Here is a 26,814-nt window from a genome sequence, read left to right as displayed (position 1 = left end):
GAGCAAGAGGCAAATTCGCAACTATTTTGTGATATCGCAATATTTGCCGAAGCAAATTGCAAGCAAGTGTAAGCGATTTGCGAAAGCACGACAAAACGATATAAAAATAATATGTTTCATTGCGCTAGCGCAGATGCTGTCATTTCTGCTCGTGCCATACCACTTTGCTACGCCACCATCATTCAGGCCAGTTCGATCCAGCCATCCTGATACCAGGTATATAGCGCATCCATCACATCATCGGAAGCCTGGGCCACGGCGGTGCCATCGAGCGCGCGTTCGTTGGCCAGGGTTTCCAGGGCCGCTTTGTCGGCCTTGCCTATGGCAAACGATTCACCATTGATGAAGACATTCTTGCCACGATACAGCATCAGCGTCTTGCGCGACAACACGACGCCCTTTTTCTGTGCGGCGTCCGCGAAGCGGCCTACAGTCAGCGGCTTGGACAGCGGCGTGAAAAACACATTGTGCTTCGGTTCCGACAGGTGTTCGCCCAGGAAAATGGTCACGTCTTCTTCCGTGAAGCGTACCTTGTTCATTTCTTCCGTGATGGTGCTGAGCATTTCACGGGGGATTTCTGCCGGTTTGCCCGACGCTTTCAAGTCGGGATCGCTGTAGATGCCCGGCAAGTCGATCGAGTCGGCCATGAATTGCAGGAAAGCCTCGCCCAGTTCCTGGAAGGTTGGCGAGCGGAAGCCGATCGAATACGTCTGGCAGTCGCCGATGGCCACGCCGTCGTGCGCGTAGTGGGGCGGCAGGTACAGCATGTCGCCCGGTTCCAGGGTGAATTCTTCGTCAGGCGTGAAGTTGCTGAGGATTTTCAGCGGCAAGCCGTCGATCAGGCTCAGGTCCTTCTGCGCGCCGATGCGCCAGTGGCGCTTGCCCTGGCCTTGCAGCAGGAACACGTCGTAGGAATCGAAATGCGGGCCCACGCCGCCGCCATCGGTGGCGAAGCTGACCATCAGGTCATCCAGGCGCGCGTCCGGCAGGAAGCGGAACTGGCGCAGCAGGGCGTCGGCCTTGGCGCTGTGCAGGTTGGCGCCCTGCACCAGCAGCGTCCATTCCTTCTGTTTCAGCGATGGCAGGCTGGTCAACGGACCTTGCTGCATGTTCCAGTGGCCATCCGCATGGCTGACCAGGCGCGATTCGACGTGGTCCAGGGTGGCCAGCTCGGCCAGGGCCTTGAAATCGAACAGTGCCTTGAAGCCAGGCACGGCTTGACGGATCAGCAAGGGTTTTTTATGCCAGTAGTCGCGCAGGAATTGCGCCGGCGTGATATCGCCGAGGAGAGTTAATTTTTTCATGCGCCCATTATAACAACCGGAAATGCAGGAATGCGCCTGCCGTTGGCGGCGTGAAGGTATAATTTGCCAGCTTATACAATGAAAGGAAGCATAATGAAGATTGCCAAAAATACGGTCGTGACTGTCAACTACAAACTGTCAGACGCGCAAGACAATCTGATCGAAGACGGCCGCCAGCCTATGGTCTACCTGCATGGTGATTATGAAAACACCCTGCCGAAGATCGAAGAAGAGCTCGACGGCAAGGAAGTTGGCTATTCCAACACGATCCAGATCGAACCGGATGATGCTTTCGGTGAATATGATCCAGCCCTGGTCAAGGTCGAGCCACGCAATCGCCTGCCTGAGCCGCTGGAAGTGGGCATGCAGTTCGAAGGCATGCCGGAAAGCGATTCGCCGGACGAAGAAGCGATGATCTTCACGGTGACCGATATCGCCGACGACAAAGTCGTGCTGGACGGCAACCATCCACTGGCCGGCATCGCGCTGCGCTTCTCGCTGACCGTCGCTGACGTGCGCGAAGCCACCGACGAAGAAATCGCCCATGGCCACGTGCATGGCGCACACGGCCATGACCATGGCGATGAAGATGATGAAGGCGACGAGGGCGACCACTTCCGCACCCACCCTATCCACTGATCTGATGACGCCTGACCAAACCTACTGCGCGGCGCGCTTTGCGGCCGGCGATGCTCACCGTACTAGAGTACGGTTGCGCTTCTCGGCCACAAATCACTGCCGCTCGCTACGGTTTTGTCAGGCGTCGTGACGTCTGTAGTTGGATAGATAAAGGCTGACTTTGCGTCGGCCTTTATCTATTGCGGCGCACGTTTATCGGCGCACAGTCGACGCCTTGGCTCTTGCCTGCGCCGATGGCCTGACGGCCCGTTGACGTACCTCAAAGAAGGGCGTCTTGCCGGGCCGTACGGCGATGGCGGACCAGTCGTTGTCGATGCTGACGTGGCCCAGGTTGCCTTTCCATCTGATTTTCGGCCCGCCTGCTCTGGCTGCGGCCTTCTTGCTCTTGCCTTCCTTGCCGTCCGCGTCGCCATCGCGCTGCGTATCGACCAATAAGACCTTGCCGCTGAACTTTTTCGCCAGGGTGCGGATCTGCTTGCGCGGTCCGGCAAAGCCGTCCTGTTTCGAACTGAAGCTGGGCAGCAGCGAATTGTCGTCTTCGTCCAGCACGCCCACGTCGCCATCGGAAAACAGCACGATGCCGTCGAGCTGCTTGCGCTGCGCCATGGCGAACAGGCGCTGCAGCCAGGAGCGGTTGGCGACCAGGCGGTCTTCGAATTCGCTGTTGCGTCCCGCTTCCGGCAGGAAATGGTTGTTATTCGCGGGCAAGTTGATGGTGGCAAACAGCACGCCGCCGTATTCCCAGTGGGCGTTTTCCGCATAGCTGCGGAACTTCGCCGTCGATGACAGCCGTGACAGGGTCAGCTTGCGCTGGCCCAGGCTCTGGTCGTCGGCGAAATACACGTCGCGCAGGCGGTTCAGGCGCTCGATGGCGTTGACCCTGCCGCGCGAATTGCGGCAGTTGGCCCAGTCGCTGGCAGACAGCGAGACGATCAGGGGCGGGCCGCTCGCGTCCAGCACGTCCTTGCGCTGGCTGTACAGCTTGTCGCTGCACGATTCGCTGGCGGCCTTGATGCCGGTGGCCACCACGAAGGAGGCATTGAAGGCGCTGGTGTCGGCGATGGCTTTTTTCAGGGGGCCATCGTCCGGCCCCGCATTGAAGGAATGGCCCAGCACGGCAAACTCGAAGCCGGCCTGCTCGCTTGGTGCGGCCAGCGCCGCTTGCCATGGCAGGCTGGCGACCAGCAGGCCGGCAGCCAGCAGGCGCAGGCTGGCGATGCTGCGCCGTATGGTCATGCGGCGGCCAGCCGTTTCAACTGATACAACTGTTCCAGCGCGTCGCGCGGCGTGAGCGCATCGGGATCGAGGTCGGCGATGGCGTCGAGCAAGGCTTGCTGCGCCGCGTTCAGCGCGGCCAGTGGCGCGGCTTCCTCTTCTTCCTCTTGCGCATACGGATCGGCTGCCGGCGCGGCGAACAGGTCGCGCTGCGGCGTGGCGTCCAGCGCCTGCGCTTCCAGGCGCGCCAGGTGCTTGCGCGCCGCCTTGATCACGGGCTGCGGCACACCGGCCAGTTGCGCCACCTGCAAGCCATAGCTTTGCGAGGCGGGACCGGCTTGCACGGCGTGCAGGAAGACGATGCTGTCCTTGTGTTCGACGGCCGACAAATGCACGTTGGCGGCGCTCGGGTGACTGTCCGGCAGTTGCGTCAGCTCAAAGTAGTGCGTGGCAAACAGGGTGAAACTGCGGCTGCTGTCGATCAGATGGCGCGCGATGGCCCACGCCAGCGCCAGGCCGTCGAAGGTGGAGGTGCCGCGACCCACTTCATCCATCAGCACCAGCGAGTGCTCGGTGGCGCCGTTCAAAATGGCGGCCGATTCCGTCATTTCCACCATGAAGGTCGAGCGTCCGCCCGCCAGGTCGTCTGTGGCGCCGATACGCGTGAAGATGCGGTCGATGGGGCCGATGGTGGCGGATGCTGCCGGCACGTAGCTGCCCACGTAGGCCAGCAGGGTGATCAATGCCACCTGGCGCATGAAGGTCGATTTACCGCCCATGTTCGGGCCGGTAATCAGCAGCAGCCGGCGCTCGTTGACGAGGCGGCAATCGTTGGCGATGAAGCGCTCGATCTGCTTTTCCACCACGGGGTGGCGGCCTTCGACGATGTTGATGCACGGCTCGTCGACCAGTTGCGGCGCGGCCCAGTTGTGCTGCTGCGCGTGTTCCGTCAGCGCGTTCAGGGTGTCGAGCTGGGCCAGGCCCTGCGAAATCGTCTGCAGGGTGCCGATATGCGGCGCCAGCTCGGCCAGCAGCAGGTCGTACAGCAGTTTTTCGCGCACCAGGGCCTTGTCTTGCGCAGACAGGGCCTTGTCTTCGAACACTTTCAGTTCCGGCGTGATGTAGCGCTCGGCGTTTTTCAGGGTCTGGCGGCGGCGGTAGTCGTCCGGCACCTTGTCCGTCTGGCCGTGCGTGACTTCAATATAGAAGCCGTGCACCTTGTTGTATTCGACGCGCAGATTGGCGATGCCCGTGCGCGCCCGTTCGCGCGTTTCCAGGTCGAGCAGGAACTGGCCCGCGTTTTCCGACAGGGCGCGCAGTTCGTCCAGTTCGGCGTCGAAGCCGGTGGCAAACACGCCGCCGTCGCGCACCATGGCGGCCGGCTCCTGCGCCACCGCGCGCACCAGCAAGTCCAGGCAGGCGGTCGGTGTCGCCAGGGCCGCGTGGATGGCGGCCAGCAAGCCTGTTTCGCCGCCCTGGCCAGGGCCATAACAACGGACTACGTCGCCGCGCAGGGCCGGCAGTTGCAGCAAGCCGTCGCGCAGGGCGGCCAGGTCGCGCGGACGCGCCGACAGCAGCGCGATGCGCGTGGTGATGCGTTCGATGTCGGGCACTTGCGCCAGGGTAGAGGCCAGCGGCCCCGCCGCTTCGCTTTGCGCCAGCGCGGCGATCGCTTCATGGCGCGCGCGCGCCACGTTCTGGTCGCGCCGCGCATGGTGCAGCCAGTGGCGCAGCATGCGCGAACCCATGGCCGTGCGGCAATGGTCGAGCAGGGAAAACAAGGTTGGCGATTCCTGGCCGCGGATGGTTTCCGTCAATTCCAGGTTGCGCCGCGTGGCCGCGTCCAGGCCGATGAATTCGCTTTCCGTTTCCGTCGTCAGGGAGCGCACGTGCTGCAAGCCCCGTCCCTGCGTCGACTGCGCATAGCGCAGCAGCGCGCCGGCCGCGCCAAACGCGGCGCCGAGGCCATCGGCGCCAAAACCGGTGAGTGTCGCTACGCCCAGCTGGTCGAGCAGGGCCTTGTGGCCGCCGACCACGTCGAAATGCCAGTCCGGCACGCGGTTGATGTGCGTGCCCGCGTAGTCGTCGAACAGGTTGCCATTGTCGCCGCTCAGGATTTCAGCCGGCACGATGCGTTCCAGTTCCTGCTGCAGGCGCGCGGCCACGGTGCTGCTGTCGCCGGAAAACTCCATCAGTTTTAGTGCACCGCTGGCCAGCGACAGCCAGGCCAGGCCCGTCGTCACCGTCTTGCGTTGCGTGATGCTGCACATGGCCAGCAGCGGGCGCTCGGCCTTTTCTGGCAGCAAGTCCGCATCGGTCAGGGTGCCCGGCGTGACCACGCGCATGACCTTGCGCTCGACGGGACCCTTGCTGGTGGCCGGGTCGCCGATCTGTTCGCAAATGGCCACCGACTCGCCCAGCTTGACCAGCTTGGCCAGGTAACCGTCCAGCGAATGAAACGGCACGCCGCACATCTTGATGGGATTGCCACTGGCCACGCCGCGCGCCGTCAGGGTAATACCCAGCAGGCGCGACGCTTTTTCCGCATCCTCGAAAAACAGCTCGTAGAAATCGCCCATGCGGTAGAAGACCAGCATCGTCGGGTGATTTTCCTTGATGCCTAAATATTGTTGCATCATCGGCGTGAGCTTTTCAGCCGAATTTTTCTTTGCCGCGGCGGCGTTGATTTCTTTGGGGACGGTGGTCATGTGTTCTTTGTCGTTGGTCCGGCGGCAGGGAAAGGCGTGCCTGCCGGGCTGTGGGTGGTGCTGTGTGCGTTCAAGGCCGCGCTGCCAGGCGAGGCTTGAGTCCAAGGCCGTCATTTTACCGCTTTCGGCAGGCGGGGCGGCGTATTGCGTGCGGATGTGAAAAAGCCGCGCCGGTGGAGGGGGCGCGGCTTCGGGTATCTAGCTGATGGTAGAACTGAAAGTTTGCATATTGACGGGCTTCAGGCTTAGGTCCAGTAGCTGTTGCCGTCGTACGCCCCAGATTTTCTGAACCTGAATTGCCGTTATTCGATATTCACTCACGGCTGGAGGCAAATCGTTTGTCTGGGACTGTAGAGATTACATCTCGACTCGCCCACCTACCGAAGCCTCAGGATCAAAACTGAATACGCGCAATTCTGGCAAGTCTTGTTCGCCGCGGATGATGCGTACTGTCAATACGAACGAGAGTTCCCAGCGACCCTTGCTCTGGCCGACGTCAAGATTGTGTTTCCACTCTTGGCGAATGCGGCGTAGATCGGGCAGGGCTGGATCAGGCGGTAATAAATGGGACTCGAAATCCAATGGCACCTGATACGTGGCGCCGATCGATTGCAGGAAGGGTGATGGCAGGGAGTAGCGTGTAGGGACATCGGGGCCGATTTGGGTCAGCTGAGGTACGCTGATTAGGCAACAATCAACAATCTGGAAGGATGTGAAACCACTGTCTTTGCTGCCACAGCAATTGACTTCCAGATAAACGTGTTGGCCCTGCTGGAAGTGTACTCCACCCATGTAGGGGCCGTGGCGCGGGTCAGCGCTGCCGTCGCAGGACGTAAATGCATAGTCGAGTTGGTTGGTGATCTGGTCTGCATCAAAGTGGATAGATAACTTCATCCAGGGTTTTTCGTACGTCATGTTTTCTGCTTTCTTTCCATGTCAATAAGTAGCTTCTGGTAGCGAGCATCTCGCCGGAGTGTCAACAGATCAGGGGAAGATTCGATCAGGTTGAGAGGGTAGCCAAGCGCTATGGCCTGTCTTAGTGTTGCGATCGCTTCGTTGCGCCTACCTGTCAGCTCATAGGTTAGCGTCGCCCTGAAAAACGTATCTGGCAAGGTGGGAGCAAGCCGGATTGCTTGTGCTAAGTGCTCCAGCGCATCGTCTCGCAAGCCCGCATAGGCTGAATACAGCGCGAGGCGCGAGTGGGCTTTCGGGTCGTCAGGCATGCGTTTCAGGACGACTTTAATCAAAGTGATCGCACGACGATATGAGTCGCGCGACAACTCAAGCTGGCCGGGAACCCAGCGTTGAGCATCTGCCAGGTTTGCCCATAGCAGGTAGTTGCCAGGATTGCCTTTGTTTTCCGATACGGCATTTTTAAATGCCTGTACCGCCCCCAGATAGTCGCCCCGATTAAACAGAGCGTTGCCCAGGTTGGTGTATAGCTCCCAGTCGGGATGCACTTGCAGTCCCTGTTGCAGAACATGCAGGGCCTCATCGCTACGATTCAGGCGTTCAAGCGTGGCGCTGAGCTGGGCATATGTCTCCGCCACCTGAGGAGTCATCTCTATCACCGTTCGAAACAGTTTTTCAGCTTCGGTGTAATTGCCGAGGTTGTAGTGCATTCTGCCCAGCATCGAAATGAAAGGGGTATCTTTGGGATAAAGTGTGAGAGCCTTATCGATTACCTCCCGCGCCAAGTCAAATTTTTGTGCTTGGATAAGCAAGCGCGCCTTGCCGTACATGCCGAGTGCATTGCTTGGGTCCAGATTCAATGCGGTGGTGATCTCTTGCAGTGCTTGCGCACGTTCGCCATGGTGTTCAAGAACCCATGCCTGCGCCACATGGGCCAAAGCTAATTGGTCGTCTGTAGTCAATGCCTGTTTCGCAGCGACATCCGCGCGTTGCAACCAGGTTTCGTCGCGGCTGGTACCCATATAGCGTAGCGTGAAAGCCAGCGACAGGCCTGCATTGGCAGCTGCATGTTCAGGATTGTGTTTAAGTACGGTGCTGAAATCTTCGATCGCCTGCTTTTGGCTGCTATCACGATCAAATGCACGCAACGCCTTCATTCCAGACGCGATGCTGGCAATTTCGGAATATGGATCCGGCGCTTCTTCTCCGGTGACAAAAGACTTTAAAGTGGGCACTATAGTTGGCCATTGCCAAGCCGCTACCACCGTCAGCAGGACGACCGCTGCACCCGTTTGCAAGGTGCGCTTGCGCGGTATCGGCAGGCGAATGGACAACGTGGGTGCCACCTCTACTGATGGCACCGCTACGATCGGTGGCGTCAATGTCGCTGCTTCCCCGTCTCGCCTTCCGATCGCCTCGCGCACATCGCGCATGGTGCGTGGCCGTTCGGCCGGGTCGTGCGCCGTCATCGCGCGCACTAGGGCGTTGATGGCGGGCGGGACGGAGTCGGGCAGATCGGGCCACGCTTCCGTCGCCTGCATGTGGGCGGCGGCCAGGGCCAGGCCGTTCAGGTGGGCGAAGTGGCGCTGGCCGGCCAGCATTTCGTACAGCATGGCGCCCAGCGCGTAGACGTCGCCGCGCGTGTCGGGCAGGCGGCCCATCAGGCGTTCGGGCGACATGTAGGCGATCGTGCCCTGCAGATCGCACAGGGTGGTCGTTTGGGTCGCTTGCGGGTCGATGTGGCGGGCCAGGCCGAAGTCGAGGATGCGTACCTTGCCATCCGCTTCCAGCATCAGGTTCGACGGTTTCAGGTCGCCGTGCACGAGGTCCATGGCGTGCGCCTCGTCCATGGCGTCGGCGATCTGGTAGGCGATGTCGAGCGCCGCTTGCAGGTCAGCCTTGCCGCTGTGCATGAACTGGCCCAAGGTCTGGCCTTCGACCAGTTCCATGACGATGGACTGGCTCGTGCCCTGGCCCTCGATGGCGAAGATGCGCACGAAGGCGGCATGCTTGAGCGAGGCAGCCAGGCGCGCTTCATTGATGAGTTTTTCCGGATGCAGCACGTCAGCTTGCGGTTTCAGCCGCTTCAGCGCCACACTACGGCACAGCTTGGCATCCCAGGCTTCGAATACATGGCCGAAACCGCCTTCGCCCAGCAAGCGGCGCACTTCGTAGTGCCCGCTGATAGTGTCGTCTTGCGACTGGGTCTGACGCAGGGGGTCGAGCAGTTCCATATACCTTGGCTTCAGAGTGCATCAGCGTGGGCATCCAGCATCGAGAGGCTCAATGCGATGGCTGCATGCTCAAGATGATTGATTTTGAGTAACTTCCTGATTTAAAACTATTGTTTAGAATAAGTCAATTAATATTGACAAGGAGTGAACAAAAGTTGGTGGCAGAGTCCTTAGCGCGCTTCTGCCGCAGGCATGCGCGGCTATGCCACGCAGGCATCGATGGCCGCTCCCAGCTTGTCGACGATTTCATCGACATGGCTGGCGTTGATGATGTAGGGCGGCGCCAGCAGGATGTGGTCGCCGTGCTGGCCGTCGATGGTGCCGCCCATGGGGTAGCACATCAGTCCGTCTTGCATGGCGTGCGCCTTGATGCGCGCATGCAGGCGGCGGGCCGGGTCGAATGGCTGCTTGCTGGCGCGCTCCTGCACCAGTTCCAGGCCCAGGAACAGGCCGCGGCCACGGATGTCGCCCACGTGCGCATGGTCGTCGAAGCGCTGGCGCAACCGCTCTTGCAGCAAGTCGCCCATGGCGCGCACGTTGGCCAGCAAATCGCGTTCCTCGATTTGCCGCTGCACAGCCAGGGCGGCGGCGCAGGCGGTGGCGTGGCCGATATAGGTGTGGCCGTGCTGGAAGAAGCCCGTGCCGGCGCGGAGGGTGTCGCGGATGTCTTTGGATACCATGACGGCGCCGATGGGCTGGTAGCCGGCGCCCAGGCCCTTGGCGACGCAGATCAGGTCGGCCGTGATGCCTTCCTGCTCGCAGGCGAACAGGCTGCCCGTGCGTCCCATGCCGCACATGACTTCGTCGAGGATCAGGAGTATGCCGTGGCGCTGGCAGATCTCGCGCATGCGCTGGAAGTAGCCGGTGACGGCGGGTAGGGCGCCGGCCGTGGCGCCGACGACGGGTTCGGCGATGAAGGCCATGACCTTGTCCGCGCCCAGTGCGGCGATATTGTCTTCCAGTTCCTGGCCCAGGCGCGCAACGTAGTCAGCATCCGTTTCATGGGCTCGCTGGTCGCGCCAGGCGTAGCATGGCGACACATGCATCACGTCGACTAGCAGCGGCTCGAACTGCTGGCGGCGCCAGGCGTTGCCACCCGTGGCCAGGGCGCCCAGGGTGTTGCCGTGGTAGCTCTGGCGGCGCGCGATGATGTGGCGGCGTTGCGGCTGGCCCCGCTCGACGAAATACTGGCGCGCCAGTTTGAGCGCGCTTTCCACCGCTTCCGAGCCGCCCGAGACGAAATACACGCTGTCGATGTCGGCTGGTGCCCGGGCGACGAGGAAATCTGCCAGCTGCTCCATCGGTTCGCTGGTAAAGAAGGAGCTGTGTGCGTACGCCATGCTGGCAATCTGCTGCTGCACGGCGGCGATGACGGCTGCATCCGAATGGCCGAGGCAAGACACGGCCGCGCCGCCGCAGGCGTCCAGGTAGCGCTTGCCATCCGCATCGATCAGGTAAGGGCCATCGCCGCCAATGGCGACGGGATAGCTGCTACTCAAGCTGCGGTGGAAGACATGGCTCATGGCATCGCTTTCTTATCGGCAAGGGGAGAGGGCCGATTATAGGATGCGCCGCACCGAATTGCAACGTTCGATGTATTTTTTATGAAATTACATCATTTGATGTTTTTGCGTAAGCACCCAGCGCCCGCAACTGGCTTTCCGCCGCGCCGATGGCCGTGACGGCATCCGGCCCGCCGCGCGACACCAGCAATTCCACCAGGCTTTCCACGGCCGCGACGCCGGCCACGATGGAGGGGAAGAACGAGGGGCTGTCGACGGCGATGACGATGCTGGCGTCGGCCTGCAGGGCCAGCGGCGACATGGCGCTGTCGCTGATGGCGACCACCTGGCAGCCGGCCTGGCGCGCCATCTGCGCCACCAGCAGCGCTTCACTGGAATACGGCGCGAAGCTGACGACGACGACGGCTTCACCCGCCTGCAGGGCGCGCAAGTCCATTTCCAGGGTGCCGCCCTGGCCGCTCAGCAGCTGTACGCTGGGGCGCAGCAGCCGGTACAGGTAGTGCAGGGTATACGCGATGGGGTGGGCGGCGCGAAAGCCGGCCACGTGCACGCGGGGCGCCGCCTGCAGCAGATTGGCGGCCGCGTCCAGTGCGGCGTGGTTGGCGCTTTCCGTGGCGGCCAGGTTGCGCTGCTGCACCGTGAACACTTCGGTGACCAGGTCGCGCACTTTCCCTTCTTTGCCGGCCAGCGCACCGGCCTTTGCCGCGTAACCGCTTGGCCCCGCGCGCAGGCGCTCCACGAAGATGGCTTTGAGTTCCGGCCAGCCGGCAAATCCCAGTTGCTGCGCCAGGCGTACCAGGGCGGCCGACTGCACCTGGGCACGCGCGGCAATGCTGCGCATCGATGACACGGCCACCTCGTCCGGATGGTCGGCCAGGTAGCGGGCGCCGGCCTGGAATTGCGGACTCAGCTCCGCATGGCGCGCCTTGATCAGGGCCATCAGTGCCGCATAGGGGTCGTGGGGTGTCGCTGCCTGCATCGTCGTGCCTCAGATTAATAGCTTGCGGCGATGGTACAGGATTCGTCAGCGCGCCGGTAGCTGCTAGCCTTGCACCAGGGCAGCCGTGCGCGGACGCAGGCGGGCAAACAGGTGCGGCCCGGCCGGTTGGCGGCGCGGTCCCGTCGTCAGCACGCGCAAGGCGGTGGGCAGCGGCACGTCGTGGCAATGCAGGAACAGGGCGGCGGCGCCCGTGCCAGCCATTTCCTGCAAGGCCAGTGCATGCTCGACCAGTGCCGCCGTGCGCATGGCAAGCCGCACCGGGATGTCGGGTTGAAATAACTGTGCATCGACCTGCTGTGCATCGCGCATGCTGTCCCCGCCGGGTTCGCTAGTCAGGTTGCCAGCATAAAAGCGCGCCGGCGGCGCCACTTTGTGCCAGATCACTCCACTGTCGGATAGATTTCACAAGGCAATAAAAAGGGCGGCCCGCAGGCCGCCCTTGCATGCCGTGAGGCTGCGCTTACGCTTCGGCGACGCGCTTGGCGATGTGCGCCAGCGCTTCTTCCACCTGGTCGATCAGGATCAGGCACAGATCGCCTTCGTTCAAGCGCGCCAGGGCCTTGTCGATGGCGACGAATTCGCCGTTGATTTCATCGATATGGCTGGTGCGCTTGGCGCCGTTCAAGCCCTGGCGCAGCAAGGCCACCACTTCGCCGTCGGCGCGGCCGCGCTGGCATTGGTCCTGGTACAGCAGCACGTCGTCGAAGGCGGCGCCGAGGATTTCCGTCTGCTGGCGGATGTCTTCGTCGCGGCGGTCGCCGGCGCCGCTGATGACGACAAGGCGGCGCTTGGCCGGCATGCTTTCGACGGCTTGCACCAGCGCCAGGATGGCGTCCGGATTGTGGCCGTAGTCGGCGATCAGGGTGGCGCCCTTGTAGTCAAACACATTGAAGCGGCCCGGCGCATTGTCGGCTTCATTGGCAAAGGTTTTCAGGCCCAGCGCGATGGTTTTCCAGTCCAGGCCGACGGCCCAGGCGGCGGCCAGAGAAGCCATGACGTTGTCGACCTGGAAGCCGATGGCGCCGTTGCGCGTGATCGGCACTTGCGACAGGGCGATTTCATGGCGTTCCTTGCCTTGGGCGGCGACCAGTTTGCCGTCTTCCACGTACACCACGCGGTTGCCTTGCGCGCGGTGCGTGGCCATCACGGGGTGCGTCTTGTCGGCGGCGAAGAAGGTCACCGTGCCGCTGCAATTCTTGGCCATGCGCGCCACGGCAGGGTCGGTGGCGTTCAGGACGGCTACGCCGCTGTCGGCCACGTTCTGCACGATCACCCTTTTCAGCACCGCCAGGTCTTCCACGGTGGTGATGTAGTTCAGTCCCAGGTGGTCGCCCGCGCCGATATTCGTCACCACGGCGACCTGGCAGCGGTCAAACGCCAGGCCTTCGCGCAGCATGCCGCCGCGCGCCGTCTCGAACACGGCCGCGTCCACGTCAGGGTGCAGCAGCACGTTGCGCGCGCTGCGCGGACCGCTGCAGTCGCCGCTGTCGATCTGGCGTCCTTCGATGTACACGCCATCGGTGTTGGTCATGCCCGTGCGCAGGCCGGAGGTGGTGAGCAGGTGGGCGATCAGGCGCACGGTGGTGGTCTTGCCGTTGGTGCCCGTAACGGCAACGACGGGGATGCGGCCATCGTCGCCCTCGGCGAACATGGCGGCGATGATGGCTTCACCCACGGGGCGCGGCTTGCCGAACGACGGCGCCAGGTGCATGCGCAGGCCCGGCGCGGCGTTCACCTCTACGATGCCGGCGTTCTGCTCTTCCAGCGGTTTCAAGATGCTTTCGGAAACCACGTCCACGCCGCAGATGTCCAGGCCCACCATGTGCGCGGCCGCGACAGCGCGTGCCGCCACTTCCGGGTGCACGTCGACGGTGACGTCGGTGGCCGAGCCGCCCGTCGACAGGTTGGCGTTGTTGCGCAAAATCACACGCTGGCCCACGGGCGGCACGGATTCGGCCACATAGCCCTGCTTGGCCAGGCTGGCCAGGGCGATGTCGTCGAAGCGGATTTTCGTCAGCGAGGTGGCGTGGCCGCTGCCGCGGCGCGGGTCCAGGTTGACCTGGTCAACCAGTTCGCGCACCGTGTGCTGGCCGTCGCCCACGACTTGCGGCGGGTCGCGGCGGGCTGCTGCCACCATCTTGTTGCCGATGACGAGCAAGCGGAAATCGTGGCCCGGCAGATAGCGCTCGACGAGGATGTCGTCGCGGAATTCCTGCGCCGCGAGGAAGCCGGCCGTCAGTTGTTCGCGCGTGGTGACATTGACGGTCACGCCCTTGCCCTGGTTGCCATCCTTCGGCTTGACGACGACCGGCAAGCCGATCTCGCAGGCGGCAGCCCAGGCGTCGTCGGCGTCGACGGCGACTCGGCCTTGCGGCACCGGCACGCCGGCCGAATCGAGCAGTTTTTTCGTCAGTTCCTTGTCTTGCGCGATGGCTTCGGCAATGGCGCTGGTACCGTCCATTTCGGCAGCCTGGATCTTGCGCTGCTTGCTGCCCCAGCCGAACGTCACGAGGCTGCCTTCGGTCAGGCGGCGGAACGGGATGTTGCGGGCCACGGCGGCGTTGACGATGGCGCCGGTGGAGGGGCCCAGGCGCACGTCTTCATCGAGTTCCTGTAACTGGTGCAGGGCGCCGGCCAGGTCGAACGGTGCATCGTCGAGCGCTGCGCGGCACAGCTGTTGCGCCAGTTCCAGGGCCAGGCGGCCGACGGCTTCTTCCGAGTATTCGACGACGACCTGGAAGATACCCGTTTCCAGGGTCGGCGTGGTGCGGCTGAAGGTGACGGGGCAGCCGGCTTGCGCCTGCAGGCCCAGCGCCGCCAGTTCCAGCACCTGCGCCATCGGCGCGGCGTTGTAGTTGCCCAGCGGTTGCAGCGGGCTCAGTTGCGGAAAGCGCGCGCGCAGGCGGGCTTCGAAGCCTGGCAGCTGGGCGATGTCGAGTTCCTGCGTGGTGCAGGAAACAATGGCTTCCACGGCAGTGTCGTGGCTCCAGAGGTTAGGGCCCCGCAAGGCCCGTACGCGAGATACTTCCATAATTAAACCGTAATCCTGTTGTGTTCTTGTGGGCCCGGCCGTCCTGGCCGGGCTTGAGTGCTGTCTTAATTTCCGATGCAGCCGGGTGCCGCGTCGAAGGTGCGTAAGCCCGCGCAGATCAGGTCGACGGGCAGGTTCAGGGCCCAGGCGGCCGCCGCGACGGCCAGCACGCTATCGACATTGCCGGCCGTGGCCGGTTTCAGCAAGTCCAGGCACAGCAAGACCGTTTCGCTGCCGCCTTCGGCCAGCACGATGTGGTTGCCGCGCACGAACACGGCACGCTGGCCGGCGGCCAGCTGCGCCGCGATGGCCGGCAAACTGCCATCCTGCGCATACAGGGTCACGCTGCCGTCGCACAGTTCGGCCAGTTCCAGCACGTGCGCGTTGGCGGCATTGAGCACGGCCACGCCCGTTGGCACGACCACGTCGACCTGGCTGCGCACTGCCTTGTACAGGCCTGCTTCGTCGAGCACGTCGAAATCCTTGACGCTATCGAGGCTGCCCATGTCGGTGACGATGCCGATCTGGCATTTGTCGTAGGCCAGGCCTTCGGCCAGGATCATGCGCGGATTGCTCTCGAACAGGGCCGTCTGCACGGTGCGGTTAAGCAGCAGGCGCTGGCCCGCGTCCCAGTTCACGCAATCGCTGCTGACGACACGGCGCTGGTCCAGGTACATGCCTTCGCTGCAGACGGCGCCCGTGTGCAGGCCCGACAGGTTGAGCAGTTTGCACAGCATGCGCACGATCAGGCTGGCGCCGCGCGTGCCCGTCACGCCGATCAGCGGAATGCGGCCCGTTTCCTCGGGCGCGAACAGGTGATCGACGATGGCCGCGCCCACAGGGCGGGGCTGACCCACGCCCGGCTTGATGTGCGCCAGCAAGCCAGGGCTGGCATTGACTTCGATGATGGCGCCGCGCTGCTCTTCCAGCGGACGCGTGATGTCGGTGGTGACCAGGTCGATGCCGGCGATATCCAGGCCCACGACTCTGGCAGCCAGCAGGGCTGCATGCACGACGGAGGGGTGCACGTCGTCCGTGACGTCGATGGCCACGTTGCCGTTCGGCTGGATCAGCACTTTCTGGCCCGCCTGCGGCACGGACAGGGCGGTCATGCCCTGGCGTTGCAGCTCCAGCACGATTTCGCCCGATTCATGCGGCTTGACGGTGCCCAGCGGGAAGTCTTCGCCTTCGCCGCGGCGCGGATCGATATTGATCTGCGTGTTCACCAGTTCCAGTACGCTGGAGACGCCGTCGCCATCGACCCACAGGGACTCGCCCTTGGCGGCCGCGATCAGCTTGTTGCCGACGACGAGCAGACGGTGTTCGTCGCCCGTGATGAAGCTTTCCACCAGCACGGCCGAGCTGTCGCCCTTGCGCGCGGCCAGTTCGTAGGCCGCTTTCACGTCGGCTTCTGTCATCAGGTTGAGCGACACGCCGCGGCCATGGTTGCCGTCATACGGCTTCACCACGACAGGCACGCCGATGTCTTGCGCTTCTTCCCAGGCCGCCTCGGCGCTGCGCACCAGGCTGCCTTCGGGCACGCGCACGCCGCACGATTTGAGCAGGAATTTGGTCAGGTCCTTGTCGCTGGCGATGCCTTCGGCGATCGCGCTGGTGCGGTCCGTTTCGGCCGTCCAGATGCGGCGCTGCGCGGCGCCGTGGCCCAGTTGCACCAGGTTGCCGTCATTCAGGCGCAGCGAAGGGATGCGGCGCTCGGTGGCCGCATCGACGATGCTGGCCGTGCTCGGGCCCAGGCAGCGCGAGTCGACCATGTCGCGCAGGGGCGCCAAGGCCGCTTCCAGGTCGTAGGCTTCATCGTTGATGGCGGCCATCAGCAGTTCGCGCGCGGCGGCCAGGGCGGCGCGGCCCACGTGTTCTTCGCGCGTGCGGAAGGCCATCTTGTAGACGCCGCGCTGGCTGGTCGAGCGCGTCTGGCCGAAGCCCGTGCGCATGCCTGCCAGGTTTTGCAGTTCCAGCACCACGTGTTCGAGGATGTGGGCCGACCACGTGCCTTCGCGCAGGCGCTCGAAAAAGCCGCCCCGTTCGCCCACGCCGCAGCGGTGCTCGATCATGCCGGGCAGCCACGCTACCAGGCGCTCGTACAGGCCGGGCAGGGTATTGGATGGATAATCTTCCAGTTCGCCGATGTCGACCCAGGCTTCAATCACCGGGCGATACGTCCAGATGTTGGGGCCGCGCAAGTGGGTGACGCGGGCAAATTCGATGTTCTTCTTCTTGATCATGTAAGTGGTTTCTTGATAACAAGCCAGGCGTCTGGGCGCCAGATACTTTATGTTGGCTCTACAGAGTCTTTTCAGGCTCTTGCTTGGTTCTTTATCCCGGGTATGCGCAGTGTGCCACTTTTAGCGGTCTTTTGTCGCGTTTGCTTCTCGTATTCTGCTGGTGTTGTCATTCTAATTGTTACTAATTGTTGCCTTACTTGTTATAAAGATACCGACTCCGGGCCAAGCTGGAGCATTTGCGCAACAACGAGCTGTTGTATACTTGCCCCTGTACTCGGGCCGCGTTGCAAAAGCGCCGCGCCTGCCTGGCACTTCCTGCGACGGCCAGTCATTTTTTGCTCCGTTTTGCCATCCAATCCTTACCGGCAGGCATCCATTCGATACAATACAGGAAATTGCCACTGGTGCATCTACCTCGCCATCGCGCAGTACACAAACATTGATCGGGCGTCTGCCCCATCCCCAAAATCCCGCCCTGAAGGGCTTGGCCTCGAGCCGGAGTATGCTTTACGATGACAACTGAACTGAGTGTTCCTGCAACAACTATTCCCCTCACCTCGCTGCCGGAACACTGGCTGGCGGAGGTGGAGAGCAACCTTTCTCCAGGGGAGAACGTTTTAAGTAGCGTTGAGGTTGACCTCGATGCGCGATTACGTTTCACAAAAGGCATAATTGTTGTCACCGAGAAGCGTTTGCTGGCCCGTTCACCGGGCGATACCGCCTGGAAAAGCTGGTCTTTCCGCCCTGGATTGCGCCTGACGCACCACGACCACGCCGGTGTCGGGCACCTGGAATTGTTCGACGACCACGGCCGCCTGGCCTCGTGGCGCTTCACTTTGGGACAGAACCTGCACGCGATCCGCGTGCTGGAACAGTTCGTCGAGCGCCTCGACAGCCACCTGACGGGCCAGCCCGTGCTGGAAGCGGAGCAGGAAGTGTGTCCCAGCTGCAAGGCGCCTCTGGAGCCCGAGCAGGAAGAATGCCCGATCTGCGCCAAGGTGCTGTACACGCCGCCATCGACCTGGACCCTGTTCCGTCTGTGGCGCTTTGCCCATCCCTACCGTGGCCAGCTGGCCCTGGGCTTCATGCTGATGTTGCTGAGCACTGCCGCGCACATGATTCCGCCTTACCTGACGGCGCCGCTGATGGACAATGTGCTGATCCCGTATCAAAACGGCAAGCATATCGACCCGTGGCTGGTGGTGTACTACATGAGCGGCTTGCTGGGCTCGGCCCTGCTGGCCTGGCTGCTGGGCTGGGGCAAGACTTATGTGCTGGCCCTGGTGTCCGAACGCATGGGCGCTGACTTGCGCTCGGCCACGTATGAACACCTGATGAAACTGTCGCTGGAATTTTTCGGCGGCAAGCGCACGGGCGACCTGATGTCGCGCATCGGCAGCGGCAGCGACCGCATTTGCGTCTTCCTCTCGCTGCATTTGCTCGATTTCGCCTCCGACGTGCTGATGATCATCATGACGGGTGTCATTTTGTGGTCGATGAACCCCTGGCTGGCCATCATGACCCTGGCGCCCTTGCCCTTCATCGCCTGGATGATCCACCTGGTGCGCGACCGCTTGCGCACGGGCTTTGAAAAGATCGACCGCGTGTGGAGCGAAGTGACCAACGTGCTGGCCGATACGATACCGGGCATCCGCGTTGTCAAGGCGTTTGCGCAGGAAAAACGCGAAGCGGCACGCTTCCGCGACGCCAACGCGCACAACCTGGCTGTCAACGATAAATTGAACAAGGTCTGGTCGCTGTTCTCGCCCACCGTGTCCTTCCTGACGGAGATGGGCTTGCTGGTCATCTGGTGCTTCGGCATCTGGCAATTGTCGCGCGGCGAAATCACCGTCGGCGTGCTGACCGCCTTCATCGCCTACAGCACGCGCTTCTATGGCCGCCTCGATTCCATGAGCCGCATCGTCTCCGTGACGCAGAAATCGGCGTCCGCCGCCAAGCGCATCTTCGACATCCTCGACCACGTGTCGAGCGTGCCGGAACCGGCGCAACCGGTGAAACTGGATAAGATCGAAGGCAGGATTGATTTGCGCGAAGTCGGTTTCCGCTACGGCAACCGTGCCGTCAACCGCGGCATCACCCTGAACATTAAGGCGGGCGAGATGATCGGCCTGGTGGGCCACAGCGGTTCGGGCAAGAGTACCCTGGTCAATCTGATCTGCCGCTTCTATGACGTGTCGGAAGGCGCGATTTTGCTCGACGGCGTCGATATCCGTTCGTTCGCCGTGTCCGACTACCGCCGCAATATCGGCCTGGTGCTGCAGGAACCATTTCTGTTCTTCGGCACCATCGCGGAAAATATCGCCTACGGCAAGCCGCACGCGTCGCGCCAGGACATCATTGCCGCAGCGCGCGCCGCGCATGCCCACGAATTCATCCTGCGCCTGCCGCAAGGCTACGATTCGATGGTGGGCGAACGTGGCCAGGGCCTGTCCGGCGGCGAGCGCCAGCGCATTTCGATCGCTCGCGCCCTGCTGATCGACCCGCGCATCCTGATCATGGATGAAGCGACATCGTCGGTCGATTCGGAAACGGAAAAAGAAATCCAGAAAGCGCTGGACAACCTGGTGCAGGGCCGCACGACGATCGCCATCGCCCACCGTCTGTCGACCCTGCACCGGGCCGACCGCCTGGTGGTGCTGGACCGCGGTCAGGTCGTCGAAGTGGGCAGTCACGATGAACTGATGGCGAAAGAGGGCGCCTATTTCCGCCTCTACGAAGCACAGGCGCGCAACAACGAACTCGCCCTGGATGACAAGGAATAAGCATGGCCAGTACAACTTTTACATTAAGCCGCGACACTTTCGGCAAGCTGGTGATGACGGACGCGGACGGCCAGGTCTTTGAAGGCGTGGCGCCCGTGCGCGCCTTCCCCATCCAGTCGCCCGACGAAGGCATTTCGCTGGTGCTGGGCAATGGCAAGGAAGTGGCGTGGATCGATCGCCTCGACGACTTGCCCGAGCCGGCGCGCAGCCTGCTGCAGGAGGAGCTGGAAGGGCGCGAATTCATGCCCGAGATCGCGCGCGTGAAAAGCGTCAGCAGCTTCGCCACGCCGTGCACCTGGCATGTCGATACGGACCGGGGCGAGACGCAGTTCGTGCTCAAGGGGGAGGAAGACATCCGCCGCATCGGCGCCACGTCGCTGCTGATCGCCGACAACCACGGCATCCACTTTTTGATACGCGACATGTTCAATATCGACAAGACGACGCGGAAGATACTCGACCGCTTCCTGTAAGCGGCGGCAACTGAAGCGCAAGGGAAGGAAGAGCGGCGCCTGCAGTAACTGCAGGCGCCGTTTTTTTATTGGAACGCCACCTCTGCAAAGCTGCGCAGTTTGCGGCTGTGCAGCCTGTCCACGCCCTGGCGGCGCAGCAGTTCCACGGCGCGGATGCCGATGCGCAAATGCTGGTCTACCCGTTCGCGGTAGAAGTGGTTGGCCATGCCGGGCAACTTGATTTCGCCGTGCAGCGGCTTGTCGCTGACGCACAGCAGGGTGCCGTACGGGACGCGGAAGCGGAAGCCGTTGGCGGCAATCGTCGCGCTTTCCATGTCCAGTGCGATGGCGCGGCTCTGGCTGAAACGGCGCTCCGGCGTGCGCTGCGGCAGCAGTTCCCAGTTGCGATTGTCCGTGCTGGCCACGGTCCCCGTGCGCATGATGTGTTTCAAGTCATGACCCGTCAGCTGGGTGATTTCCGCCACGGCCGTTTGCAGCGCCTGCTGGATCTCCGCGAGCGGCGGTATCGGCACCCACAGCGGCAAGTCTTCGTCGAGCACATGGTCTTCGCGCACATAGGCATGCGCCAGCACGTAGTCGCCCAGGCTTTGCGTGGTGCGCAAGCCCGCGCAATGGCCCAGCATCAGCCAGGCGTGCGGGCGCAGCACGGCGATGTGGTCGGTGATGGTCTTGGCATTGGCCGGTCCCACGCCGATATTGACCATGGTGATGCCGCTGCCGTCGGCGCGCAGCAAATGATAGGCCGGCATCTGCGGCAGACGTGGCGGCGCGGCGCCCAGCGCATCCTCGCTTTCCACCGTCTGTCCCACGCGGCGCGTGACCACGTTGCCCGGTTCGACAAAGGCGATGTAGCCGTCGTCGTCCGACGGCGCTTGCGCGTCGGGCGCACGGTCCATCATGGCGTGCCCCAGGCGGATGAATTCGTCGATGTAGAACTGGTAATTGGTAAACAGGACGAAGTTCTGGAAATGCTGCGGCGAGGTGCCGCTGTAGTGGCGCAGGCGCTGCAGCGAGTAATCGACGCGCGGACCCGTGAACAGGGCCAGCGGCTGCGCTTCGCCATGCGCCGGTTCGTGCGTGCCGTTGGCGATGCCGTCGTCCATGGCCGACAGGTCGGGCAGGTCGAACAGGTCGCGCATGGCCAGGCGGCGGCCCGCATCCATATTGCCTTCGATATGGTCATGCTCGGCGAACGAGAAGTGCACGGGGATCGGCTGGGCGCTCACGCCCACTTCCAGGTGCACCTTCTGGCCGCTGTTATGATTTTTCAGCAGCAGGGTGAACTGGTCGAGGTAATAGTCGCCGAACAGGTCGGGGCGCGTCAGCGTGGTTTCAAACACGCCGGGACCGGCGACAAAGCCGTAAGCCAGCGGCGAGTCGGCGCGCGCCACGGTGTCCGTCTGGATGCGCACGAAGGGGTAGCAGGCGCGCACGCGCTCGTGCATGTCTTCGCCGGCGACAAAACGCTGCAGCGCATCGCGCAAGTGTTCGATGCTGCTGCGGTAAATGGCTTGCACTTGTTCCAATGCCAGGCGTGGATCGTCGAAGCGTGAGGAGGCGATGAAGGGGGGCGTAAGCAAGCTGATTCTCCTTGTAGCGGTTCGTGCATATCATTGTAAGGCAGCGCGGCAACTCTTGTGGGTGCATCTTGGGCCGCTTGACGGATTCAAATAGAATCTGTATTCTATTTGAATGGTCAGACTTGCAAAATTCAACGAAAACAACTTTATCGACAGCGCGATTGCCGTCGCCGCCCAGTGCGGCGTGGGCGCCGTGTCGATGGCCGCCATCGCCGTCAAGGCCGGCGCGCCCATCGGCTCTGTGTATCACCGCTTCGACTCGCGCAACGCCATCCTGGCGCGCGCCTGGCTGCGCGTGAAAAGCGATTTCCGCGAGGAAGTGGCCAGCCGCTGGCTCGGCGGCGACACCTGGGCCGGCGTGCATGGCTTGCTGGACTGGTGCCGGCGCAAGCCCGTGTATGCGCGCTTCCTGCTGCAATGCGCGGACAGTCCCGATTTCAACGGTGGCCTCAGCGAGGAGCTGGCCGCCGCCGTCGAGGAAGAGCAGGCTGCGCTCGACGCCTGCTTTGTCCGCTGCGCCGAAGCCATGCCCGCCACCACGGAGCTGGACCTGGACCATATGCTGCTCAAGTTCGTGCTGATCGACGCCCCCGTGGCCGTCGTCAAGCCTTACCTGACCCAGGAGCGGCCGATACCGGCCAGCGTCGACGCCATGCTGCGCGCCTCGCACGATGCCGTGCGCGGCTGGGCCTCACACACCACATCACACTAACAAAGAAGAACTCCATGCGCTATTCCACCCAGCTTGAACACGGCAAGAAAATCCCCCTGCATGACGAAGAAGGTTTCATCGGCATGCGCGCGGCCGGCCGCATCGCCGCCGACACGCTCGACTACATTACGCCGTTCGTCAAACCTGGCGTGTCGACGGCCAAGCTTGACGCCCTGTGCGAAGAATTCATGCGCGCCGCCGGCGCCATCCCCGGCACCATCGATTACCACGGCTACAAGCACGCCAGCTGCATCTCCGTCAATCACGTGGTCACGCACGGCATCCCGTCGGAAACGAAAATCCTGAAAGTGGGCGACATCCTCAATATCGACGTAACGCCGAAGTTCCAGGGCTGGTTTGGCGATACCAGCCGCACCTTCAAGGTCGGCGCCGTCTCCATCCTGGCCAACCGCCTCGTCAACACGGCGTATGAAGCCATGATGGCCGGCATCCACACCGTGCGCCCTGGTGCGACCTTGGGCGACGTGGGCGCCGCCATCGAGGCGGTGGCCAAGGCGCAGGGCTTTTCCTCCGTGCGCGACTTCTGCGGCCATGGCGTAGGCCAGGTCTTCCACGACACGCCGCAGGTGCTGCACTATGGCCGCGCCGGCACGGGCATCGTGCTCGAACCGGGCATGATCTTTACCATCGAGCCGATGCTTAACGTGGGCAGCTACCAGGTCAAGGTCTTGCCGGACAAATGGACGACGGTGACGAAAGACCGTTCGTTGTCGGCGCAGTTCGAGCACTCGCTGGCCGTGACGGAAACGGGCTTTGAAATCTTCACCCTGACCGGTTTGACCGACCCGCTGGTGTAGGCATGGATGACGCGCGCCGGCAGCAGCTCATCGAGATCGTCGCCGCGAAAGCCGGCGTGGATGCGGCTTGCGCGGCGCGCCACCTGGCACTGCATGATGACGAGGTGGCGGCTGCCTTGCGCGGCATCGACGCCGAGCGCTACACGCTGACGCAGCGCCTGCTGAACAAGTACCGGCGCGACCCGGATGACGCGCTGCAGCACGTGGCGCTGGCCGTGCAGCAGCAGGAGCAGATCGGCACGGACAGTGTGCTGCGCGCCGGGCGCATCGCGGCCCTGTCGCCGCCTGTCGCCGGCGTGGTGATGCTGGCCGAGTGGCTGGCCTATGTGGACTGGGAAGGCTTCGACAGCGCCCTGTACGCGAATGTCGAAGCGGTGGCGGCATTCATCGCCGGTGCATTGGACCTGCCCGAGGTGGCCGCCAACCTGCTGCAGACGCACGATGCAGCCGTGTTTGAAGCGCAGCGTCCTGCGCTGGCGACAGCAGCCTTGCTGTTCATCGAGGGCCACATCGCGCTCTTTCCCTGACTGTAGCCTGCGTCTTGCAATGGCGGCAAATACAGTTGCCCCATTTTAAAGATTGACGCAAGAGCGATTTTCCCGAAGATATCCATACCGAGCCGTCCGCCGGCGTGCACACAACCTGGGAGTCTTGACCGGCATGGCCGGCATCAGGACGGGCACGCACGGCCAGATCGCCTTGGCGTCCGGCACGACGACAGTGGACGCCACCAGTTTCGAACTGGTGGCCAAGCGCGATTCGACGGCCTACGGCATCTGTTCGAACCCCTTCCTTGAACACGCGTTCACCACCGTCGAATACCGCATCAAGGTCGATTTCCACGCCGATGGCACCTGGGGCTACGACGAAGATACGGCCATGCTGATCCGTGGCAAGGATGAACCGTTCCACCACACGGACCGCAACCTGCTGACGAGAATCGGCGAGCCGACGCCGAACCCGATGGCCTTGCAGGCGCTGGCGGCAGCATAAAAATCGGAAGCGGCGGTTCTTGCCGCCATTCTGTTGGAGCGCCTGAAAAATGCTCAGGGCTAGGCGCGTTGCCGCAGGCAGTACGAACGTACGGCCAGGCAATGCAACAACGCCATGGGCTTTTTCTCAGGTGCTGCTTAAGGCTGTCCCTGGGCTACCGCCTTGATCGCGCGCTCCTCGCCCATGGCGGCGGCGATCTTCCAGCGCTGCATGGCGCTGGCGCGGTCGGGGCGTTTCAAGCCCGCGCCTTCCCAGTCCATCAGGCCAAGATTGTAGATATCGCCCGCGCTGCCCTTGTCGGCGGCCAGGGTGAACCATTTGCGCGCTTCCTTGTGGTTGACGGGAATCTGGTAGCCGCGCACGTTGTACAGGCCCAGCAAATGCATGGCTTGCGCATTGCCCTTGTTCGCGGCCTGTTTCAGCAGGTCCAGCCCGCGCGCCATGTTGCGCGCTTCCTGCCAGCCTTCGGCCAGCATCACGCCTTTCGCCGTCAGCGCATAGCTGTCGTTCTTCACCAGGCCCTTGCCGATCAGGGGCTTGGCGGCTACCTGCCGCGCTTCGCGTTGCTGCGCCGTTGGCGCTGTAACGGGGCCGGGCTTGCCTTCGCCCATCAGCAGCATCCAGCCATATAAACCATACGCGCCCGCATCGCCCTTGCCGACCAGGCTATCCAGCATGGCCAGCGCCTGCACCTTGTCGCCATTTTCATACAGCTTGACGGCCTTGGCGCTGCTTGCGTCCTGCGGCACGGCGGCCGGCGCATGGGGTGCGACGGGCGCCGACGCCATGGCCGCCTGCTGCGGCGGCGGAGCGGGGCGCACGCGCACGGGCAAGCCATAGCTGGCGGCCAGCACGGCCAGGCTGGCGGGGGCGAGGATCAGCACTTGCGCCAGCTGGTTGCGGCGGCCCTTGCCGGCGATGCCCATGGCGCGTTCGGCTTGCTGCTGGCCGCCCAGCGCTTCGCTCAGTACGTTTTTTACCTTGCGGTTGAACAGCCAGTAGCCGGCGCCCGTGACGAGCAAGCCTGCGACGGCGGCGGCACCGCGCCCGGCGAAGTACCAGGTGGCGATGGCGGCGGCCAAGGCGACCAGCGCGCTTTTCCACCAGAACTGCTTCGCCAGGCGCGTGTAGACCTGGCGCAGGGCGCCCAGCACGCAGGTGCGCACATTCTGCGCGTACTCGGCGGAGACGACATCGACGTGCGCGTGGTCCGCGTCGCCGCTGAGGACAGACTCGATCACATCCGCATTCAGTTCCGAGGCGGCCACGTCGCGCAGTGGCGTCAATAGCCCTTGCACGTGGGCCGAGAACAGGCCGTCGTCGGCGCTGCCGGCCAGCGCGTCGCTGAGGGCCTTGAGGTCGCCGCGCAGCAACTTTTCCACGATGTCGTCCAGCGTCAGCCAGCGCAAGTCCGTGCCATACGCCACCAGGTGATGTTTTTCTGCGTTGCAAGATGCATCCAGGCGCACGATGCGCAGCTTGCCCCCGTACAGTGCGTCGACTTCCTGCGGCTGGTCTTCGTTGTAAATGCTCACTTTCGCCAGGGCCATGCTGCTGGCAATGGCCGCCAGTGAGTGCACGCTCTCCTTGTCGCGGATGCGGCGCGCATCGTCGGGGGCCTGCTTGGGCAGGCTGACGCTGTAGCCGGGCGCCACGTGCACGTCGACCCAGGCCGCCTTGCCCACCTTGGCGGAACCGTCGCAGGGATTGCAGCGCAAGTCGCCCACGCCGCTGCAGGTACGGCAAGTCACGCTGCCGCTGGCGCGGCAGGTGCCGCAATTGATGTTGCCGGAACCGTGGCAGCTATTGCACGTGACCTTGCCGTAGCTGCAATGATAGCAATTGCGATGCTCGGTGCGGTATTGCGTGCGCGTTTCGCTGTGGTAGCTGGTGTGCGAGCTGCCGTTGCTGTAGGTGGTAGTGGGCACTTGCACCGTCACGTAATCGGTGACTTGCTCGGAAACGGTGCCGCTGCCGCTGCAATACGAGCAAGACACCTTGCCGCTGCCGTAGCAGCCATAGCCGTCACAGCTGACGGTGCGCCCGCCGTGGCAGCTCCAGCAGGTTTCCGTGGTCAAACCGTGGCAGGTATGGCAGCTGATGCGGCCTTTTCCATGGCAGTTGCTGCAGGTGTCCAGGTGCCAGTACTTGACGGCATGCGGCAGGTAGACGCCCGCCTCGACGCCATTGTAGGCATGGCCCGCCTGGCGCAAGGCATTGTCGAGCTTTGCCGCCGCGCGGCGCAGGCGTTCCTTTTCCTGCGCGTGGGCGAGTGCTCCCACCTCGTGGGAAGCACAGTGGCAGTCATTGCCCGATGGAGTGAAATAGCCATTGATGACGCGCTGCTCGAAGCGCGCTTCGAGCGCGTAGTTCGCTTGCAAGGAAAAATCCTGCAGCACATCTTCCTCGCTCAAGGGGGTGATGTCCTGCGGCTCGAAACGCGTCTTGTCCTGCACCAGGGTGCGCAGCTTGCCCAGGACGGTGGGAATCTCCTCCTTGTCCAGGCGGGTGGGCGCTGGCGCCGTCACGGCCGTTGCTGATGCCTGGGGCATGTCCTCGCTGCCTTGGGTATCGGTGGCCGTCTCGGTGCTGGGGTTCATGCGCGTCCTTTTGCTCTCTGGAAAGATGTTTTAATTTTAGCATCCC

At 63.1% G+C, this 26,814-nt stretch carries 19 protein-coding genes; 7 read left to right on the top strand and 12 right to left on the bottom strand.

Translation table 11 applies throughout. The features are described from left to right. Positions 1-182 precede the first annotated feature (182 nt). Positions 183-1,304 (bottom strand): cupin domain-containing protein, encoded by a 1,122-nt coding sequence (locus CLU92_RS13600; protein ID WP_101482312.1) that lies wholly within the window; start codon positions 1,302-1,304, stop codon positions 183-185. A 93-nt stretch (positions 1,305-1,397) separates the two neighbouring features. Between CLU92_RS13600 and CLU92_RS13595 the strand changes: the two genes are divergently transcribed. Continuing rightward, positions 1,398-1,943: a peptidylprolyl isomerase gene (locus CLU92_RS13595; protein ID WP_099762773.1), complete on the top strand. Its 546-nt coding sequence runs from the start codon at positions 1,398-1,400 to the stop codon at positions 1,941-1,943. Between the two features lie 192 nt (positions 1,944-2,135). On the opposite strand, the gene CLU92_RS13590 is transcribed toward CLU92_RS13595, so the two are convergent. The 9 genes from CLU92_RS13590 to cphA (CLU92_RS13550) all read right to left on the bottom strand — a co-directional run bounded on the left by CLU92_RS13590 (position 2,136) and on the right by cphA (CLU92_RS13550) (position 16,809). Beyond that, complete coding sequence (locus tag CLU92_RS13590; RefSeq protein ID WP_101482311.1) at positions 2,136-3,179, bottom strand: hypothetical protein; 1,044 nt, start codon at positions 3,177-3,179, stop codon at positions 2,136-2,138. Next, complete coding sequence (mutS, locus tag CLU92_RS13585) at positions 3,176-5,866, bottom strand: DNA mismatch repair protein MutS (RefSeq protein ID WP_101482310.1); 2,691 nt, start codon at positions 5,864-5,866, stop codon at positions 3,176-3,178. Before mutS ends, CLU92_RS13590 begins: the two co-directional genes overlap by 4 nt. A gap of 357 nt (positions 5,867-6,223) precedes the next feature. Continuing rightward, the gene (locus tag CLU92_RS13580) at positions 6,224-6,781 is read right to left on the bottom strand and encodes a hypothetical protein (protein ID WP_101482309.1); all 558 of its coding nucleotides are present in this window, start codon (positions 6,779-6,781) and stop codon (positions 6,224-6,226) included. Next, complete coding sequence (locus tag CLU92_RS13575; protein ID WP_101482308.1) at positions 6,778-9,012, bottom strand: serine/threonine-protein kinase; 2,235 nt, start codon at positions 9,010-9,012, stop codon at positions 6,778-6,780. Before CLU92_RS13575 ends, CLU92_RS13580 begins: the two co-directional genes overlap by 4 nt. A 200-nt stretch (positions 9,013-9,212) precedes the next feature. After that, entirely contained in the window at positions 9,213-10,535 is a 1,323-nt protein-coding gene (locus CLU92_RS13570; RefSeq protein WP_101482307.1) for an aspartate aminotransferase family protein, read from the bottom strand. Between the two features lie 79 nt (positions 10,536-10,614). Then, complete coding sequence (locus CLU92_RS13565; RefSeq protein ID WP_101482306.1) at positions 10,615-11,514, bottom strand: MurR/RpiR family transcriptional regulator; 900 nt, start codon at positions 11,512-11,514, stop codon at positions 10,615-10,617. A gap of 63 nt (positions 11,515-11,577) precedes the next feature. Then, positions 11,578-11,844, bottom strand: coding sequence for a hypothetical protein (locus CLU92_RS13560; protein WP_143452608.1), 267 nt, complete (start codon positions 11,842-11,844; stop codon positions 11,578-11,580). A 151-nt stretch (positions 11,845-11,995) separates the two neighbouring features. Next, positions 11,996-14,566, bottom strand: coding sequence for a cyanophycin synthetase (gene cphA / locus CLU92_RS13555; RefSeq protein ID WP_101482304.1), 2,571 nt, complete (start codon positions 14,564-14,566; stop codon positions 11,996-11,998). Positions 14,567-14,631: 65 nt separating this feature from the next. Continuing rightward, the gene (gene cphA, locus CLU92_RS13550; protein WP_101482303.1) at positions 14,632-16,809 is read right to left on the bottom strand and encodes a cyanophycin synthetase; all 2,178 of its coding nucleotides are present in this window, start codon (positions 16,807-16,809) and stop codon (positions 14,632-14,634) included. A 512-nt stretch (positions 16,810-17,321) separates the two neighbouring features. Here cphA (CLU92_RS13550) and CLU92_RS13545 point away from each other — a divergent pair. Together CLU92_RS13545 and CLU92_RS13540 are read left to right on the top strand one after the other, a co-directional pair. Continuing rightward, positions 17,322-19,592, top strand: coding sequence for an ABC transporter ATP-binding protein (locus CLU92_RS13545; protein ID WP_101482302.1), 2,271 nt, complete (start codon positions 17,322-17,324; stop codon positions 19,590-19,592). Positions 19,593-19,594: 2 nt separating this feature from the next. Beyond that, positions 19,595-20,065, top strand: a complete 471-nt coding sequence (locus CLU92_RS13540) for a DUF1854 domain-containing protein (protein WP_101482301.1) — start codon at positions 19,595-19,597, stop codon at positions 20,063-20,065. Between the two features lie 65 nt (positions 20,066-20,130). On the opposite strand, the gene CLU92_RS13535 is transcribed toward CLU92_RS13540, so the two are convergent. Beyond that, positions 20,131-21,645, bottom strand: a complete 1,515-nt coding sequence (locus tag CLU92_RS13535) for an AMP nucleosidase (protein ID WP_101482300.1) — start codon at positions 21,643-21,645, stop codon at positions 20,131-20,133. A gap of 112 nt (positions 21,646-21,757) precedes the next feature. Between CLU92_RS13535 and CLU92_RS13530 the strand changes: the two genes are divergently transcribed. From CLU92_RS13530 to CLU92_RS13515, 4 genes are all read left to right on the top strand, one after another. Further along, the gene (locus tag CLU92_RS13530; protein ID WP_101482299.1) at positions 21,758-22,357 is read left to right on the top strand and encodes a TetR/AcrR family transcriptional regulator; all 600 of its coding nucleotides are present in this window, start codon (positions 21,758-21,760) and stop codon (positions 22,355-22,357) included. 14 nt (positions 22,358-22,371) lie between these two features. Further along, a complete protein-coding gene (map, locus tag CLU92_RS13525; protein WP_101482298.1) occupies positions 22,372-23,175 on the top strand; it encodes a type I methionyl aminopeptidase in 804 nt (267 codons plus the stop codon). Between the two features lie 2 nt (positions 23,176-23,177). Further along, on the top strand, positions 23,178-23,702 hold the full coding sequence (locus CLU92_RS13520) for a hypothetical protein (protein ID WP_101482297.1): 525 nt from the start codon (positions 23,178-23,180) through the stop codon (positions 23,700-23,702). Between the two features lie 133 nt (positions 23,703-23,835). Next, entirely contained in the window at positions 23,836-24,168 is a 333-nt protein-coding gene (locus tag CLU92_RS13515) for a hypothetical protein (RefSeq protein WP_180338515.1), read from the top strand. Positions 24,169-24,305: 137 nt separating this feature from the next. Here CLU92_RS13515 and CLU92_RS13510 read toward each other — a convergent pair whose 3' ends face one another. After that, a complete protein-coding gene (locus CLU92_RS13510; RefSeq protein WP_101482296.1) occupies positions 24,306-26,768 on the bottom strand; it encodes a tetratricopeptide repeat protein in 2,463 nt (820 codons plus the stop codon). Positions 26,769-26,814: the final 46 nt, after the last annotated feature.

This window comes from Janthinobacterium sp. 61, assembly GCF_002846335.1.
In the GTDB taxonomy this organism is placed as follows: Bacteria; Pseudomonadota; Gammaproteobacteria; order Burkholderiales; family Burkholderiaceae_D; genus Janthinobacterium.
Note: the sequence above shows the minus strand (reverse complement) of the source record. Positions and strands in the feature narration are given on the sequence as shown.